Source organism: Acetobacter fabarum (assembly GCF_040702925.2).
GTDB lineage: Bacteria > Pseudomonadota > Alphaproteobacteria > Acetobacterales > Acetobacteraceae > Acetobacter > Acetobacter fabarum_B.
The window spans coordinates 36,033-51,931 of the sequence record NZ_JBFCXX020000008.1; the positions used below are offsets into that span (position 1 = coordinate 36,033).

At 58.0% G+C, this 15,899-nt stretch carries 13 protein-coding genes; 5 read left to right on the forward strand and 8 right to left on the reverse strand.

From position 1 onward, the window contains the following. Nucleotides 1–3 precede the first annotated feature (3 nt). Genes AB2L51_RS07855 through AB2L51_RS07870 form a run of 4 tightly spaced genes read left to right on the forward strand, consistent with a single transcriptional unit; the run spans nt 4 to nt 3,561 of the window. On the forward strand, nt 4–1,863 hold the full coding sequence (locus tag AB2L51_RS07855; RefSeq protein ID WP_395582371.1) for a ShlB/FhaC/HecB family hemolysin secretion/activation protein: 1,860 nt from the start codon (nt 4–6) through the stop codon (nt 1,861–1,863). An 11-nt stretch (nt 1,864–1,874) separates the two neighbouring features. After that, entirely contained in the window at nt 1,875–2,333 is a 459-nt protein-coding gene (gene exbB / locus AB2L51_RS07860) for a TonB-system energizer ExbB (RefSeq protein ID WP_395582370.1), read from the forward strand. Next, nucleotides 2,330–2,713, forward strand: coding sequence for an ExbD/TolR family protein (locus tag AB2L51_RS07865; protein WP_395582369.1), 384 nt, complete (start codon nt 2,330–2,332; stop codon nt 2,711–2,713). The genes exbB and AB2L51_RS07865 overlap by 4 nt, the downstream gene beginning before the upstream one ends. Before the next feature lie 56 nt (nt 2,714–2,769). Next, on the forward strand, nt 2,770–3,561 hold the full coding sequence (locus tag AB2L51_RS07870; RefSeq protein WP_395582368.1) for a TonB family protein: 792 nt from the start codon (nt 2,770–2,772) through the stop codon (nt 3,559–3,561). A gap of 84 nt (nt 3,562–3,645) precedes the next feature. Here the strand turns inward: AB2L51_RS07870 and AB2L51_RS07875 are convergent, their stop codons facing one another. Next, complete coding sequence (locus tag AB2L51_RS07875; RefSeq protein WP_400921433.1) at nt 3,646–4,152, reverse strand: hypothetical protein; 507 nt, start codon at nt 4,150–4,152, stop codon at nt 3,646–3,648. Between the two features lie 834 nt (nt 4,153–4,986). Further along, the gene (locus AB2L51_RS07880) at nt 4,987–5,358 is read right to left on the reverse strand and encodes an HdeA/HdeB family chaperone (RefSeq protein ID WP_395582366.1); all 372 of its coding nucleotides are present in this window, start codon (nt 5,356–5,358) and stop codon (nt 4,987–4,989) included. A gap of 240 nt (nt 5,359–5,598) precedes the next feature. Here AB2L51_RS07880 and AB2L51_RS07885 point away from each other — a divergent pair, with 240 nt between their 5' ends. Continuing rightward, nucleotides 5,599–6,876, forward strand: coding sequence for an MFS transporter (locus AB2L51_RS07885; protein ID WP_395582365.1), 1,278 nt, complete (start codon nt 5,599–5,601; stop codon nt 6,874–6,876). 41 nt (nt 6,877–6,917) lie between these two features. Here AB2L51_RS07885 and AB2L51_RS07890 read toward each other — a convergent pair whose 3' ends face one another. The 6 genes from AB2L51_RS07890 to AB2L51_RS07915 form a co-directional block, all read right to left on the reverse strand. After that, nucleotides 6,918–7,904, reverse strand: a complete 987-nt coding sequence (locus AB2L51_RS07890) for a hypothetical protein (RefSeq protein ID WP_395582364.1) — start codon at nt 7,902–7,904, stop codon at nt 6,918–6,920. A gap of 731 nt (nt 7,905–8,635) precedes the next feature. Continuing rightward, a complete protein-coding gene (gene holA, locus AB2L51_RS07895) occupies nt 8,636–9,649 on the reverse strand; it encodes a DNA polymerase III subunit delta (protein WP_395582363.1) in 1,014 nt (337 codons plus the stop codon). 18 nt (nt 9,650–9,667) lie between these two features. Next, entirely contained in the window at nt 9,668–10,363 is a 696-nt protein-coding gene (locus AB2L51_RS07900; protein ID WP_395582362.1) for a hypothetical protein, read from the reverse strand. Then, complete coding sequence (leuS, locus tag AB2L51_RS07905; RefSeq protein WP_395582361.1) at nt 10,363–12,981, reverse strand: leucine--tRNA ligase; 2,619 nt, start codon at nt 12,979–12,981, stop codon at nt 10,363–10,365. Before leuS ends, AB2L51_RS07900 begins: the two co-directional genes overlap by 1 nt. A gap of 71 nt (nt 12,982–13,052) precedes the next feature. Further along, on the reverse strand, nt 13,053–13,589 hold the full coding sequence (locus tag AB2L51_RS07910) for a DUF3576 domain-containing protein (RefSeq protein ID WP_166116828.1): 537 nt from the start codon (nt 13,587–13,589) through the stop codon (nt 13,053–13,055). A 177-nt stretch (nt 13,590–13,766) separates the two neighbouring features. Beyond that, on the reverse strand, nt 13,767–15,761 hold the full coding sequence (locus AB2L51_RS07915) for an AfsR/SARP family transcriptional regulator (protein ID WP_395582360.1): 1,995 nt from the start codon (nt 15,759–15,761) through the stop codon (nt 13,767–13,769). Between the last annotated feature and the right edge of the window lie 138 nt (nt 15,762–15,899).

Genomic DNA, 15,899 nt, shown 5'->3' on the forward strand with positions numbered 1-15,899 from the left:
ACCATGAGCGCGCTCAACCTTCTTTCCTCTCTTTCCTGCCATATCGGACGTTATCGGGTTTGTTCCATGCTCTCTTCTTCCTCCCGACTGTCGGGGCAGTCCGTGTTTTCCTTCATGCGCTCATCCGCGCGTGTTGCAGCGCCTTTGTGGCTCGTCGCTTCGGGCGATCTGTCCATCAGTCTGGCACAGGCTGCTCCGGCGGGCGTACCATTGCCGCCACAACTCCCCTATAATGCCGGACAGGCCGCGCGGCAGGCGGAAATGGCGGACCAGCCGCCACTGCTTCCTCCTGCCGCAGTGCCTGTTCTGCCGCGTGTGGTTGAACCTGAACTGGAACTGCCCGACAAGGAAACGCTTATGGTGCGCCATATCGTGGTCGAAGGCGTGGAGCCAGCGGAGCAGAAAAGCGTGGCCGGTTTTCTGTCGTCTTACGAAGGCAAAAATCTGACCCTCGCCCAGATCTACGATGCGGCAGGCAAACTGACGGCCTATTATCGGGGGCAGGGGTTTCTGGTCGCCAAGGTTCATGTACCAGCGCAGGACGCGCGGGGTGGCACGTTGCGCTTCAAACTGGTGCGGGGGCGCTTCGGGCAGGCGACTATCCAGAATGAATCTCTGGTACGCAGGAGTTTCCTTCAGGGCGTGATTGATGAGGCCCTTGCGGGCAGGCCCGCCATTACTGCGGGCGATCTGGAGCGCGCCATGCTGCTGGTGTCCGACCTGCATGGCGCGGGTATGCCCCATGCCGCAATCGCACCGGGTCTGCAGGCCGGGTCATCGGATTTTGTCTTCACTGTGCCTCATACCCGGCGGGTGGATGGCTACCTTCTGAGTGATAACGTGGGCTCGCGCTATACCGGGCGGTGGCGCATGAATGGGGGCGTCAACATCAACTCTCCGGCCGGGATTGGTGACCGGATCTCGCTTTTTGGCATTATTTCCACCAACTCCAACCTGATCAACGGACGCGCCTCCTACTCGGCGCCTATCGGTCATAGCGGGCTGCGGGGCGAAATTGGCGCCTACAAGACAGACTATGCGCTCGGCGGCGCATATAGCAGTCTGGACGCCGTGGGGTATGTGAATTCCATCTATGGTACGCTCAGCTACCCTATCCTGCGCGCGCGCGCGGAGAGCCTTTATGTTTCCGCCACCTATTCCCACCGTAACCTGAACGATCGGGTTTTTGGCGCCTCGACCGCACATCGCAGCATTGATACGGGCACCATCAGTTTTAACAATGTGACCTATGGCACATTGGGCTCCATGCCTCTGACAAGTGATGTCTCCGCAAGTTATACGGAAGGTTATGTACGCTTTGCCAATCAGGAACAGTTGCAGGCGAACAGAGAAACACTGGGCACGGAGGGCCATTACCGCCGCATCAATCTGAGCGTGGATGCAACCTTGGGGCTGATGCGCCAGCTTGCCCTGATGTTCCACTTTAATGGCCAGAAATCACTCTCCGGCAGCATGGACAGCAGTGAGCAGATGACACTCTCGGGCCTTTGGGGTGTGCGTTCCTATTATCAGGGCCTGTCGGCGGATAGCGGATTCCTGTTCATGCCGGAACTGCGCTATTCCCTGCCGCAGGTTTCCATTCTTTCAAAATACCAGCATTCACTGGGCGTCTTTACGGACATAGCGGGCGGATGGCTGCATAATGCCAGTGTTTCCTATGTGCAGCGCCATTTCAGTGAAGTGAATGATATAGGTGTGGGATATTATGCGACTTATGAGTATCTGCCCGGCCGGTACGTCACGGCAAAAGGCATGTTCGCTCACACATACGGGTCTGATTACGGTCTGAGCAGCTATAATCTGGGAACAACGGGTCTGATGCAGGTCGGCCTGACCTTTTAGGGACGAACATCATGGGGCTTAACTGGATTGCCGGAGTTATTGATTACGGCATTGTGGGCGTACTTGTCGCTTTGAGCATTCTTGTCATCGGGGTGGCGATTGAACGGTTTTTCTTTTATCGCGCCATTGATCTGCAGGCTTATACGGATGTCAAATCATTGGAGCTGGATTTGAGCAATCAGTTGATTGTCATTGCATCCGTGGCGTCAAATGCCCCCTATATCGGGCTTTTGGGCACAGTGCTGGGCATCATGCTGACATTTTACAATCTCAGCCTCCAGACTTCGGCGGATACCACCAAGGTCATGGTGGGTCTTGCCCTTGCGCTCAAGGCCACGGCTGTCGGGCTGGTGGTGGCACTGGTATCGGTGGTCATCTACAACGCCATTCTTCGCCGCGCCAAGGTGCTCATGTTGCGTTGGGAAATTGCCCATAACGCAGCCGAAGCGACAGTGGAAAGGACAGCATGATGGATGAAAAACCCTTTGAGAGCATGAATGTCATTCCATTTGTGGACATCATGCTGGTCATGCTCACCATCGTGCTGACGACGGCCAGCTTCATCACGACCGGGCGGCTGCCGATGACACTCCCTCATGCGAGCCAGGCCACACCCGGCAACGACAGGCCGCATATTATTGAACTGACGGCCACGGGCCGTACTGCGCTGGACGGCAAGGACATCGCCAGAGACGCTCTGACCAGTGAACTGACAGGCCTGCCGCAGGACACGGCTTTTCTGATCCGTGCAGACAGAACCCTGCCGCTGCAACAGTTTGTGGATGTGCTTGATGTTCTGAAACGCGGGCATTTCACCAAGGTCAGTATGCAGACACAGGGGACGCCATGACGCTGGAGGTGCCCCGGAAGCCGCCAGCACGCAGATGTATCAGCATATGGCAGGGGATGATCCTTTCAGGTCTTGTACATACTGCCGTCTTTGTGGCCGTGCTCACGACAGCCCATCTGCTGGCAGGGCAGGCGCCTCCACGTCCCGAAAAAGAGAACGACCCCTCCACTCTGGCGCTGGACATCACTGGTCTGCTCGCTCCCGATCAGATGCAGGAAAAACAGCTTCAGGAAAAAATGGGAAAAGCTGACAGGAAAACGCCAGCAGAGGCAGCCAGCCAAAGTCAGAAGACTGTGCAGAATACGCCCCCGGAGCCTGCGCGCCCGCAAGCCGAGCATGCCAGTCCCGAAAGCCCCACAGACAAGGCCCCGCCGGACAAGGATGGTATGCCTCCGCCTACCCAACAGGCCACGACGTCGCCACCACAGCACAGACCACCTCCCACACCCACGCAGACCCCTGTACCCAGACATACGGATAGCAGTTTCGGTGCGGTTAACCGGGTTGGGGTTGAACAGAGGCAGGCCGCTCATACCTTGAACCGAGATGAGGAAAAAGAGCGCCTGCGGAACTATATTCGTGATCTGGGCAAAAAAATCCGTACCCGTCTGATCTATCCCGCTTCGGCACGGGACGCTCATCTGGTTGGTGCGACCAAGGTTGCGTTTACAATTCTGGCTTCCGGGCAACTGTGCCCAGGGACGCTCCATGTGGTTACAAGCAGTGGCATGCCCGAACTGGATGAATGGGCATTGGAAACCGTTCGCGCCAGCACCCCTTTTGTTCCGCCACCGCGCCAACTCTCCATTGCCATAAACGTGTCTTTTGAACATGCAAAAGAAGACTAGTCAGGCTGCTGACAGGCCGGTCCGGTGCCTGATTTTCTGTGGGCAGGAGGAGTGGCTGGCGTTTGAACATCAGCGCGGCCCTGTTCATGGCGCTGGACGAATGATCAGGCCGCTCAGGCTTGTGTCCTCGGGTTGGCACAACTGATAGGCAGTTTTCCTGGCGTTGATCGCAGGAACAGGGCCGCGCCAGAACAACAGAACCTGCTGACCAATATAGTCTGTCATATCTCTGGCAAGAGGATGCTCGATAGGCAGGTCAAAGCGCAACGGTAAATTCGTATTCTGGAAAGAAAACCGTTTTATGGATGACACGAAGTAATATTTTTTGCCGAGAGAAACTGTAGCGTCTCCGTAGATGATGTGATTGTCACAGTCCAGAGCATTTATGTCATTTTGTAAATAGCGTATATATGTAAACGCGGACTGGTAATTTAATTGACGGGTGTTGATGCCCAGTGCGTGCGTCTTTCGCTCTGTGTCGGGTATCATCAGCCACGTATCGACAATTTTTGACATCGTGGCAGGGTAAAGGGGTGGTGCCGTTTTTGCTGCACGGGCCAATGCGATTAACTGTTCTTTTGAAGGGGGCATCCGTCGTTGTGGACGGGGTGGCATGCCAAGCCAGTTTGGGATCGGGGGCGGGGGGAGCACGCTGGGCTTCGGTCTGGGTCTTCCTGTCTGAGCAGGATCAGAGTGGTGACTTCCGGCTTCGTTAAGGCATCCGGTCTTATGGCCGCTCTCGGCGTAGAAATATGTGTTTATGATCGTCTTTGGATAAACTCTGGTCAGACAACGCTCATCTGGGCAAAAATAACTAAGCCGTCTGTTTTTTGCGGCATAAAGGACGTGTACCTTACTCTGCGTCTCCCAACAGAGTGCTTCCACCATCAGTTCTTCTCGCATTGTTCTTCCCGTCCTGACTGAGACGAGAACCAGATATAGCACTCATGGAAATACTGGCGTGATAAACTTCTCCGGATATCTCATGAAAAGGGGAAAGCCGCACGCGTTTTCGGGGGCATGGAGACCGTGCCACAGCCGGACCGCTGTGGGCTTTCTTGACCTGAAGTGGTGCGCCTGAGCCGTATGGCACCCTACGGCACTGTATGCTTGCCGCGTCCCCACCGCCCAAGGCGCGGTGATCACCTGGCTGTTATCAGGTCCACCATACCGATACCGGTGATGGAACAAGGCCCGGATTACGACAGCACGCCCCGCGAGGGGGACGAAGCAGAACAGGAGAGGATTTCCGCCCTTGATGGGGAGATGCGGCGTTGATCCCACTTCAGTTTATACACATTATCCACAGAGTTATTCACGGGGCTTGTGCTCTGGGTGTGAGTCAGGTTGAAAAGCGCTGCGTGCGGTGGCCACAGGCCAATAACGCAGCGCCAGATGCGGCGGGGGAATACTCTCCCGTGCTGATTATTCAGCGCCCTGATGTTTTTCAATGTCGTGGAATGCACTTTCCACGGCAGTATAGAACTTGGCTTCCGGGTTTTCGGTGCAGGACTGTTTTATTTTCTCGGATCCGTATGTCATGTTGCTGACAAAGTCGTTGGGATTGGACGTGGGATTGCTTTGCGAGAGGTCATTGCTCAGCCCGCTGATATAGCCCTGCGCCCATGCCATGAATTTTTCTTCTGAACGTGGACTGATCTCCAGAAGCTTCAGATATTTTTCACAAGAAACATTACCCAGACCGATAATACTGGTTTCGGCCTTTGCCTGATGCGAGACAAATAGCGCTAGGCTTAAAAGAAAAACGGTTTTTACGGCGTTATTCCGTAGCGTCATGGCTCTTTCCTTCTGGTGCTAATATGCCTGTTGGGCTTGGTGGTGTGTTCTATGGCACATTTATGTTGAAAAATCTCTATGCTCATAATGCAGACCCGTGTCTGGCAAAGGTTTTTTATTTTGGAAAGAAAACGCATACATTTTATACGCCGCCTGTCCTGCCTTGTATAAAATGGGAAATCCTTTTTATAACAGTGCCACAAAATGCTTAATTTAAATATGAATTAACGGAATAATCGTATGCCCCCGCCCCCGCAACCGGTTCCTTCCCCTCCGCAAAAACCGGCCCTGACCAACCAGAACGCCTATATCGTTGCATGGTTTTTGTGTCTGGTGTTTTACTGGCTGCAATATTCCACCCGGTCCGCTCCCAGCGTTATGGTGGGTGAACTGGTCTCGGCCTTTGGGCTGACAACGGTTGGTCTGGGCTCCCTGCTCGGGCTTTATTATTACACCTATTCCCTGTGCTCCATTGTCTCCGGCGCCGCGGTGGACAGGTGGGGCGCCAAATACACCATTACCTTTGGTGCGCTGGTGCTGGCGACGGGGACATGCCTGTTTGGCTGGGGGAATGAGTGGCTGGCGGGGCTGGGGCGGCTGATGCAGGGCGCGGGTTCAGCCTTTGCCTTTGTCGGGGCCGTGTATCTTGCCGCGCGTGGATTTTCCAGACAGCATCTGGCAACGGCCGTGGGGGTTACCCAATGCGCGGGCATGATGGGGGGTGCCATGGGCCAGTCCACCGTAGCCTGGCTGATCCATGGCGTGCTTAACTGGCATTTTTTCTGGATTGATACAGGCGGGTTGATAGCCCTTGTTGGCGTGTTCATTTTTTTCCTGACGCCTGGCGAGCATAAAAATGCTACAGCCGCGCACCGCCCTGTGGGGTCCATGTTCGCGCCGTACAGGAGCGTGCTGTCCAACCCGCAATCCTATTTGTGCGGGCTGTGTTCCGGCCTGCTGTTTTTGCCAACAACCGTTGGCAGCATGACATGGGGCATAACCTTTTTAACCCAGAGCTGGCACATCGGATACCATGAGGCGGTTATGCGTGCCGCCATGGTGCCGGTTGGCTGGATGGTTGGCTGCCCGGCCCTTGGGTACCTGACTGACCGTATAGGCCGTCGTAAACCCGTACTCCTTGGCGGCATTGTTGTCATGGCGCTTACCGTTGCCGCCATTATTTACCTGCCGGGCAATACATTCCCTCCTTATATTCTGGCCTTTGTGCTGGGCGTATCCTCGGGTGCCGCCATGATTCCCTACTCCATTATCAAGGAGGTCAATGCCGATGAGGTTAAGGGGAGCGCTACCGGGGCCATCAATTTTCTGGTCTTTGTCATGAGCGCCATTGCTTCCCCCCTGTTTGCCGCTTTCCTGCAGCATCTGGGCCATGGGCAGGCTTTGACTGGCGTGCAGTTTTCTCAGGCTTTCAGCTTTGGTCTGGCAGGTATTGTGCTGGCCGGTGTGCTCACTCTTTTCCTGCATGAAACAGGGCCAGATGCGCGCTCCGGCAGTTAGGGCTGGCTGCGCAGGGGCTGGTTGGGGCGCGTGGTGCCCGGTTATTTACTGACAGGAATGGTCACCACGGTTCCGGGGTTCATGGTGGTTTTGGAAAGTTCCAGCAGCATCTGGGTGATTGAAAAAGCCAGCTTGCTTTCAAAATCCCCACGATCAATCCAGTAATAATAATGGTCGTACAAAACAGCTACAAACGCATCATCGGGCTGCTTGCGTCCTGAATGTACACTGATCAGGGGTTTTGCCTCATAACTGCTTTCCATGTCAGCAGATTTTCGGGTATTCCCGGAGGAAACCTCGTCATCGGGGACTTGAATCTGGTAGGCGATCTGGCCAAGAATGCTCAGCATGCTTCTGGTCAGTATCCTGATCTGCCCCGGCGCGGGGGCGCCAACACCGTACACCACTTCCATTCGCTCATATCTGGACGAAAAGTTGAGCTGTTTTCTGGTTTTTTCCGCAAGGACAGAAAGTGCGGGATCTGTTGTTGATGAAATGCTTATGAAAACATGGCAGTTTTCTGTTTCCTTGTCCTGTGTGCCGGGTGTCTGCTGGAACTGGATGTTCAGCAGCCCCGCTGCCTGTAGCAGGCGCAGGTCATGGAGCAGGCTGAAGAAATCCACACTCCGGGCATCAACCTCGGCATCCAGATCCCCTACATTACGTGAAAATGGACGATTATTACTCAGAAGATTAATGGATTGTACAGAAAGGCGCAACAGCACATCAATGGGCAGCCCGCCCATAGCTAAGGGTAACAGGCTGGTGGGGGGCAAGGGACGTAAAAAATTATGGGCGAAGGCATCACCCGTTACGGGCTGAAAGGTAAAGGTCGGGCTTTCCTGCAACTGTGCGGCGATACCCCCATTGGGACGGATGGGAAAAGTATCCGATGCAACACCAAGAAAACCACTGTGCTGCAACTGGTAGCCTGAAATAAGCTGCGTGGTGTCCAGAAAACCGGGTGTATCGGCATAACGCAGGCGCACAAGGTTGGAGAGTGTCTGTCGTTTGCTGGCCTCGATCATGGAACTTGTATACTGGTCCTGATCTTTTTCGAGTTTGTAACTTCCGATACTATAACAGCCGCTGGTGAATAAAAGAAGAGAGCAACACAGTATTCTTTCAGCTACACGATTCATGTGTCACCTTTCAGAATGCTGGATGGTCTCGAACATTCTATAGTCAAGATATAACGGTCTATTTTAGAGCATCATTCCTGATGGTGAGCAAGGGAGCATGGAGGGATAAGTTTTTTATGATAGTTTCTTCAAATATATTGAGTTTATTATTTTACGTTTAACGACACTTTGGAATATTTTCATCAATGGCATGAACCCGTAAGGCAGTGCAGACGGGCCGAAGGGGATCAATGCAGGGGGAAAAAGTGTGTGCTGGTGTCCGCGGCGGGATTCGAACCCACGGCCCCAGGATTCATCCCACTACAGCTTTCACTGCCGCTACGTTGCCGAAGCGTTTGTGGGCTGGACTGTCCCTTTACCATAGACCTGTGGTGACAGGTCTTTAGGCACCGCCCGTCCAGTCTCTACACCTTCCGTTCCTGTGGAACGGCTTGGCTCGGGATTGGCAAGGCCCTTGCAGGCCGTAGCGTTCCCCGACTTTGAGCGGATTCACCATAATGTTTCCAGTTATGGTGCCCAATTAAATAGGAATCCTGTGCTCTATCCTACTGAGCTACGCGGACACACAGCTTGTGTATACTGAATGCCCCCTGAGCGGACAAGGGAAAAAGCAGGCGCTAACGGCGGCTGTACAGAGCCGCGCGGGCAGCCAGTGTTGCAATGTGGCGGCGGCAGAGCAGCAGGTCGGGGGCTCCGGTCTGCTTGCAGGCCAGTTCCAGCGCCTGTAGCTCCGCCAGTGCGTTGCTTAACGCTGGCAGGGACCAGAGTTCCAGCGCGCGGCCAAAGCTGGCCGTGCGTTTGAAAAAGACGGGAGGGCGCAGGGTTTTGAGCGCGTCACTCCGGCTCTGCCCCGCCGCCATGGCTGCCCGCACCCTGCGCAGGCGGTGCATGTGGCCCATAAAGGCGCGGATAATGGCTATGGGGGCTGTGCCTTCGGCCAGTGCGCGCTCAAGTGCGGTATCGGTTTCTGTCCGGTTGCCTTCTGTTGCGGCAAAGGCTGCATCTTCGACCGATACGCTTCCGGCATCGCCAACGCAGGCGCGTACGTCCTCCAGCGCCAGAGTGCCGGAGTCCCCCGCGTAAAGGGCCAGCTTTTCCACCTCGCTGCGGGCTGCCGCGCGGTCCGCCCCCAGACGGCCTGCCAGCCAGTGCAGGGCATCGGTATCAATCCGCACGTGGTGGGCGCCCAGCATCTGGGTAATGGAGGACTCCAGATTGCGCCCTTCTTCGGGGTAGCAGCCAATGCTGGCGCATACGGGCAGTTTTTCCATGAGCTGGCGCAGCTTGGAGCGGGAGGCAAGGCCCGGAGCTTCCAGTATGACCAGCGTGTCCGTGTTCTGGGCCAGAACATGCTCTATGGGTTTGAGCAGTGCGTCCGAGGCATCCCGCACGCGCACAACCCGGCGGCCGCCCATAAGCGAGAGAGCCGTGGCTTCCTCTTCCAGCCTGTTATGGGTTTCGCGGTCCAGCAGGGCAATGCGGAACGGGTCGTCCAGCGTGCCAGCCAGCCGGTGCGTGGCCTGTAAGGCGCGTTCGCGGATCAGCCCCGTATCTTCCCCATGGAGCAGGATCACGCGCCACGCTCCGGGGTCGTTGAGAACACGGGCAGTGCCACGGGCGTCTATTTTCATGACCAGCCCGCCCGGCGGCTAGAAGTTGGTGTCGATGGGGGCGCGCCCCGTGGCCATGTTGGGAACGGCGTCCGGCCCTTCCTGTTCCATGGGTGTGCCCTGATCGGAATCGGGTATGAGGTTGGGGGACGGGTAGAGGGCTTTGGGCTGGTTATTCGGCACGTCTGCCGGGGTGGAGTGGGTTTTGAACCAGGTGGCTACCTGCTGCGTAATCTGTTCGCCCAATGTCTGCGCGATGCGGCCCATCGCGCTTTCCATGTTCAGGGTCTGGGCAAAATACTGTTCGTAGGTGTTGGTGTACCCATCCAGCGTCTGTGCGTACCCCTGCGTGACCAGTCGTGGGGTCTGCTCAATGGTCAGCAACTGCCAGTTGGCGGTGGCCAGCATACGGGTCCGCCCGGTGGTGTTGTCCCCATGAATGTCAATGGCTTCACCGCTAATGGTGGGCTGGACCACCAACTTGTATTTGCGCGGGTTTTCCGGTCCATCACCCGCCATCTGGGATTGCAGCGCCAGACGGACCTGCTGGCCAAAGCGCTGCGGAATATTGGCGACGTAAATATCTTTAAGCTCGGCAGAGACATCAACCGCGCCTTTTTCCTCCCCGTATAAAGGCTTGAAGCCGCAACCACTCAGCAGCAGCGGTGCTGCCATAAGGGCTGTGGCGGCCAGTGTGGCCTTGCAGAGAGAAAAAAGGGAGCGGGTTCGGGTCATCAGCCTGCCGTTACAAAGTTAACAATGCGGTTGGGCACATGTACGCGTTTGACAATGCGCTTGCCCTCCAGCAGCCGCGCCACGTTGGGTTCGGCTTCTGCCCGTGCCAGCACGGCGGCGGGGTCCTCATCGGGGAGCGCTTCTACAGTGCCGCGCAGCTTGCCCAGAATCTGCACCGCTATGGTGACCTGTGTTGCCGCCAGCAGGTCGGGCTGGGGGACAGGCCATGCCTGTGTTGCCGCAAGCCCTGCCGTGGGCTCAAGGCTTGCAAACATTTCTTCGGCCAGATGGGGCATCATCGGGGCGCAGAGCAGGCAAAGACTACGCGCTGCCTCGCGCCGGGCAAAGTCCATGCCCGCAACGCTGGCAGCTTTTTCCGCATCCGCCAGAGCGGAGGTCAGTTCATGAATACGCGCAACGGCTACGTTAATGGCAAAGCTTTCCAGCGCTTCGGTCACGGCGGCAAGCGTGCGGTGCGTGGCGCGGCGCAGCGTATCGGCCTTGCGGTCAAGATCAGCGGGGCAGGTCGTGGTGGCGGGCACGCTGGCGGCAACACCACAGACCGTGCGGAACAGGCGCTGGGCAAAGCGCGCGGCCCCGGCCACACCGGCCTCGGTCCATTCCATATCACGCTCGGGTGGGCTGTCGGACAGGACAAACCAGCGTGCGGTATCAGCCCCAAAGCGCTCGATAATGGCCACGGGGGCAACCGTGTTGCGCTTGGACTTGGACATTTTTTCCACCCGGCCCACGGTCACGGGGTCGGTGGTGCCGCGTTTGACCACACCTTCGGGCGTGCGTTCCACTTCCTCGGGGTAGAGCCAGTGGCCTGCGCTGTCCTTGTAGCTTTCGTGGCTGACCATTCCCTGGGTAAACAGGCCCGCAAATGGTTCGTCCACGTTCAGGTTGCCGGTGCGGTGCATGGCGCGGGTAAAGAAGCGTGCGTAGAGCAGGTGCAGAATGGCGTGTTCAATCCCGCCAATATACTGGTCAACGGCCAGCCAGCCATCGGCGGCTTCCCGCACGGTGGGGGCTGCGGCATGGGGGGCCGTAAAGCGGGCAAAATACCACGAGCTGTCCACGAACGTGTCAAACGTATCGGTCTCACGCGTGGCGGGCTTGCCGCAGCAGGGGCAGGTGGTGTGCTTCCACGTGGGGTGGTGGTCCAGCGGGTTGCCGGGTTTATCGAAGGTGACATCCTCGGGCAGCTTGACGGGGAGCTGCCCGTCGGGCACCGGCACCGCGCCGCAGGTGTCGCAATGAATGACCGGTATGGGGCAGCCCCAGTACCGCTGGCGCGAAATGCCCCAGTCGCGCAGTCGCCAGTTGACAACACCCTGGCCCACGCCAAGGTCCTGCAAACGTGCAATGGCGGATTTGCGGGCCTGTTCGGTGCTCTGTCCGTCCAGAAAACCGGAGTTGATCATGGTGCCATCGCCGGTAAAGGCGTGTTCGGTAATGGCAAAGTCTGCCTGATCCCTGCCTTCTGGCAGCACCACGGGGGTTACGGGCAGGTTGTATTTGTGGGCAAAGTCCAGATCGCGCTGGTCCCCCGACGGGCAGCCGAACAGCGCACCCGTGCCGTAGTCCATCAGCACAAAATTGGCGATCCAGATGGGAAAGCTCTTGTCCATGAACGGGTGGTTCACGCGCAGGCCCGTGTCAAACCCGCGTTTTTCGGCTGTTTCCACGGCTTCGACCGAGGTGCCAAGGCGGCGGCATTCAGCCACGAACTCCGCAGCCTGCGGGTTGCGCTCGGCAACCCACTGGGCCAGCGGGTGATCCGGGGCAATGGCCAGAAAGGACATGCCAAACAGCGTATCCGGGCGGGTGGTAAATACTTCCACCGCGTTCAGGTTGGTATCCAGCCCCGTAGGGGGCTCATGCAGCGAGAAGGTGAGCTTGGCCCCTTCGGAGCGGCCAATCCAGCGTTCCTGCATGGTGCGCACGCGCTCGGGCCAGCGGTCGAGCGTTTTCAGCCCGTCCAGCAGGTCCTGTGCAAAGTCGGTAATGCGCAGGAACCACTGGGAGAGTTTTTTCTTTTCAATCGGTGCGCCAGAGCGCCAGCCCTTGCCATCCACCACTTGTTCGTTGGCCAGAACGGTCTGGTCCACCGGGTCCCAGTTGACCCAGCTTTCGCGCCGCTCAACCAGCCCGGCCTGCATGAAGTCGAGGAACAGCTTCTGCTGCTTGCCGTAGTAGTCGGGCAGGCAGGTTGCAATTTCACGGTCCCAGTTGAGGGAGAAGCCGAGCCGCTGCAGGGTGGCGCGCATGGCGGCAATGTTGTTGAGCGTCCATTCCTGCGGGTGCACGCCGCGTTCGCGCGCTGCGTTTTCGGCCGGCAGGCCAAAGGCATCCCACCCCATAGGGTGCAGCACGGCAAAGCCACGGGCGCGCTTGTAGCGGGCAATTACGTCGCCCAGTGCGTAGTTGCGCACGTGCCCCATGTGGAGCTGCCCCGATGGGTAGGGGAACATTTCCAGCACATAATATTTGGGCCTGTCCGCCGGAGGGACATCCGGAACGGTAAAGATATCGGCTTTTTCCCACGCCTTCTGCCATTTTGGCTCGACTGCGTTGAAGTCATAGGAAGAGGATGGGCTGGAAGGCTGGGACATGGAATGAGAATCTACGCTTGCAGGCTATAAGGAAGAAATAAGGACGGACACGGCGGCCAGAGCCGGGTGGGTCAGTCCTGATTACCGTTATCGGCGCGGAGCTTGCGCGCGCGGGAGAGAATGCGCGTGGCAATGTCGGACGCGGTGTTGGGGGCGGGGGGAGTATCCACCCATGTTCCGTCCTGCTTGAGCTGGCGGAATACGCTCAGGCGCAGCGCATCGGAGCGCAGGCGGCGGTCCAGCACAAAGGCGGTAATCTTGAACCGTTCGTTATGCGTGGCGGGGGGGGTGTACCAGTCTGTCAGGATAATCCCGCCTTCCGCATCGGCTGTAGCCACAGGCATAAAGGAGAGGGTGTCCAGTGCCGCGCGCCACAGATAGGCGTTTACGCCACCTTTCAGGCTGGCTTCCCCGCCAGAAGCCCCGCGGTCTTCATCCAGCAGGTGGTTGTGCGGGGCGGCGAGGCCGGTCCGGGTCCGGTCGGAGCTGGAGCAGCCGCTTAATAGGCAGATCCCTGCAACAGCCGTGGCGGCGCTCATCCATTGAAGGAGCAGCATGGGGAGAGGGCGGCTGGCAGCGGCATGGCTGGGCATGAGACGGCGAAGCATGGCGTTGATGTGGCTCCTTGGCACGTGGGTATCCGTCTTTCCCGGTCCGCCGGATAAAAAAGAAGTCAGGTCTGGCTGGCGGCACAGGTGGTCCTGTCCGTCTTCATATCCTTTCAACTCTTTTCCGCCAAGCGTCTGCGTGGCCTGTCTGCTCTGGTGGCGGTGGGGGGTGTGTGCTCAGGGCCGGGGCAGATGCAGGGCGTGGCAGAGTTTCTGGCGCAGATGCGCGGGCAGATAAGCGTAGTGCCCCTCCATGGCCGAAGCGCAGAGTGGTGTATGCAAACGGTGCAGCCGCTGGCGGTAATCCTGCGCTAAAGACTGATGCCTCAGCATGTTGGCCGCTGCGAGGGCAGGCACCAGAATGGCCGAACGGTCGGGTGAGGTGGCCAGAATGCTGCGGGCGTGGAGCAGTGTTTCCTCATACTGTTCGGCCAGAAAGCACGACAGAATAAATTCCTGATCAGGGGCGCTGAAAAGCGGCACGTTGGGGGCTGTGTCAAAAAAAGCCGTGTAAATGCGGGTGGCGGTCACGGCGTCCCCCTGACACAGGGCATCCAGCCCATCGGGCAGGGCCAGCATGCTCATGGGGGAATCGGTGGGCAGGGCTGCGTGCATCTGGGCCAGCAGAAAGCGGGCCTCATCTGGCTGGTTGGCATAAAACAGGCCGGTGCTCAGCAGGTAGCGGGCGGCAATGTTACCGGGGAACAGGGTGAAGTTCTGTTTGAGCATGGTGACCATGGGCTGGATGTAGTCGGCCACGGGCATATGCCATTCATCATACATGCGGATGAGCAGGGAGTGCGCACGCACAAAAAACAGGAACGGATTTTCGGGTGCACGTCTTTGTGCTTCCGCCATCAGCCGTTCTATCGTGTCATGCAGGCGTGGGTCGGCGCGCATGCTCAAGGTTAAGGCGCGCAGGCCCATCCCGAAGGGGGAGAGGGCGGCCACGGGCACGCCAGCCAGCCTGCGTGTTTCCGTTGTGAACAGGCTGAGAATAAGCGCCGAGGCGAACCGGTTGGACAGGGCGCGCAGGGTTGTGGGGGTCAGGCTCAGCCTGTAGCCCCATACGATCGTGTCGTTCAGCCGGGTGTCAAACGCCTGTAAAAGACAGGTGGTTTTGCCTTCGCTGCTTCCGGTTATGGTAATCCCGATCAGAAAATCCCATTGTCTGCGGCTGGGGAGCGACTGGAACGGGGGCGCGGTAAGGCACTCGCTCTGTACGCTGATGTCCAGCATGCCGTGCATGGCCATATCCAGCCCCAGTTCATCGCGGAACCGTTCGGCCAGAGCCACGTTTTCAGTTGTGCAGTCTGCTGTGGGGCAGGAGAGGAACACCGTGGCCCTGAGCATGTGCAGAGGGTCATCTGCTACAGGGGAATGGAAGAGGGCGGATGGGGCATGGGGTAGCGGAAGGAGTGCGCCGTGTGCGCCTTGTGTGTTCTGCTGGTGTGTGGCGCGCACCTTTGCGATCAGGCGCATGGTTTCCTGCCCTGGCGTGGCGGCAATGGTGTGGCTGAACGCACGCAGGCAGTGTTCGGCCCCCAGCAGGGCGGTGCTTTCCTCCTTGCTGTGCATGGCGGCCTGAATGTACGCGCGCCATGCGCACTCGTTCAGCGGGTTCAGGCGGAGCAGCCTGCGTGTTGCGGCCATGATTGTGGCAGGCTCGGTCGTGCTGGCCAGCAGGGCTTCCAGTTGCGCGGCCTTGTAGTCAAGCAGGCGGTTGCGTTCTTCTTCCAGCCATGTGGCAAAGCCGGGGTCAACCGCGCTCAGGTCTTCCAGCAGTGGGGGCAGGGGGTCGGGCAGGGCCATGACCGTCTGCGGTGTGGTGCGGAACACGTGTTCGATGTCAATGTCGGTCAGGTCAGGGCGTATGGCCAGAGTGTGGCGCTGCACGTCCAGAACCTCCGGCCCGAGAGGGTGGAGCACATCCATCAGCCGGTGGATTTCCTGCCGGAGGGAGGCGCGGGCCTGTTCGGGGGCGCGTTTGCTCCATAAGAGCTCGGCCAGCCGTGTACGGGCCACGGGCCGCCGGTTGGAGAGAGCCAGAATAGCCAGCAGCGCCTTGGTCTTGGTGCCTGTGGGTAAAAGGGAAAGCCCCGTGCTGGACTGGACGCGCATATGCCCGAGCAGAAAAATATGGAGCAAAGGGTTATCGGGGGGTGTGAGCATGGGCGGGAGGTCCGTTAATTACCAGCAAGGTAACCGGTCACGAACATTAAGGGTATTCCTGCCGGTCAGAAAAAAGTTTTTATATTTCCCTGTAAAAAGAAGATTTTAGAAAACAGTGAGCAGAATAGTCACGGACTA

Coding starts and splice junctions, on each gene's coding strand:
- AB2L51_RS07855 (WP_395582371.1), top strand. CDS start 4: ATGAGCGCGCTCAACCTTCTTTCCTCTCTTTCCTGCCATATCGGACGT.
- exbB (WP_395582370.1), top strand. CDS start 1,875: ATGGGGCTTAACTGGATTGCCGGAGTTATTGATTACGGCATTGTGGGC.
- AB2L51_RS07865 (WP_395582369.1), top strand. CDS start 2,330: ATGATGGATGAAAAACCCTTTGAGAGCATGAATGTCATTCCATTTGTG.
- AB2L51_RS07870 (WP_395582368.1), top strand. CDS start 2,770: ATGATCCTTTCAGGTCTTGTACATACTGCCGTCTTTGTGGCCGTGCTC.
- AB2L51_RS07875 (WP_400921433.1), bottom strand. CDS start 4,152: ATGCCCCCTTCAAAAGAACAGTTAATCGCATTGGCCCGTGCAGCAAAA.
- AB2L51_RS07880 (WP_395582366.1), bottom strand. CDS start 5,358: ATGACGCTACGGAATAACGCCGTAAAAACCGTTTTTCTTTTAAGCCTA.
- AB2L51_RS07885 (WP_395582365.1), top strand. CDS start 5,599: ATGCCCCCGCCCCCGCAACCGGTTCCTTCCCCTCCGCAAAAACCGGCC.
- AB2L51_RS07890 (WP_395582364.1), bottom strand. CDS start 7,904: ATGATCGAGGCCAGCAAACGACAGACACTCTCCAACCTTGTGCGCCTG.
- holA (WP_395582363.1), bottom strand. CDS start 9,649: ATGAAAATAGACGCCCGTGGCACTGCCCGTGTTCTCAACGACCCCGGA.
- AB2L51_RS07900 (WP_395582362.1), bottom strand. CDS start 10,363: ATGACCCGAACCCGCTCCCTTTTTTCTCTCTGCAAGGCCACACTGGCC.
- leuS (WP_395582361.1), bottom strand. CDS start 12,981: ATGTCCCAGCCTTCCAGCCCATCCTCTTCCTATGACTTCAACGCAGTC.
- AB2L51_RS07910 (WP_166116828.1), bottom strand. CDS start 13,589: ATGCTTCGCCGTCTCATGCCCAGCCATGCCGCTGCCAGCCGCCCTCTC.
- AB2L51_RS07915 (WP_395582360.1), bottom strand. CDS start 15,761: ATGCTCACACCCCCCGATAACCCTTTGCTCCATATTTTTCTGCTCGGG.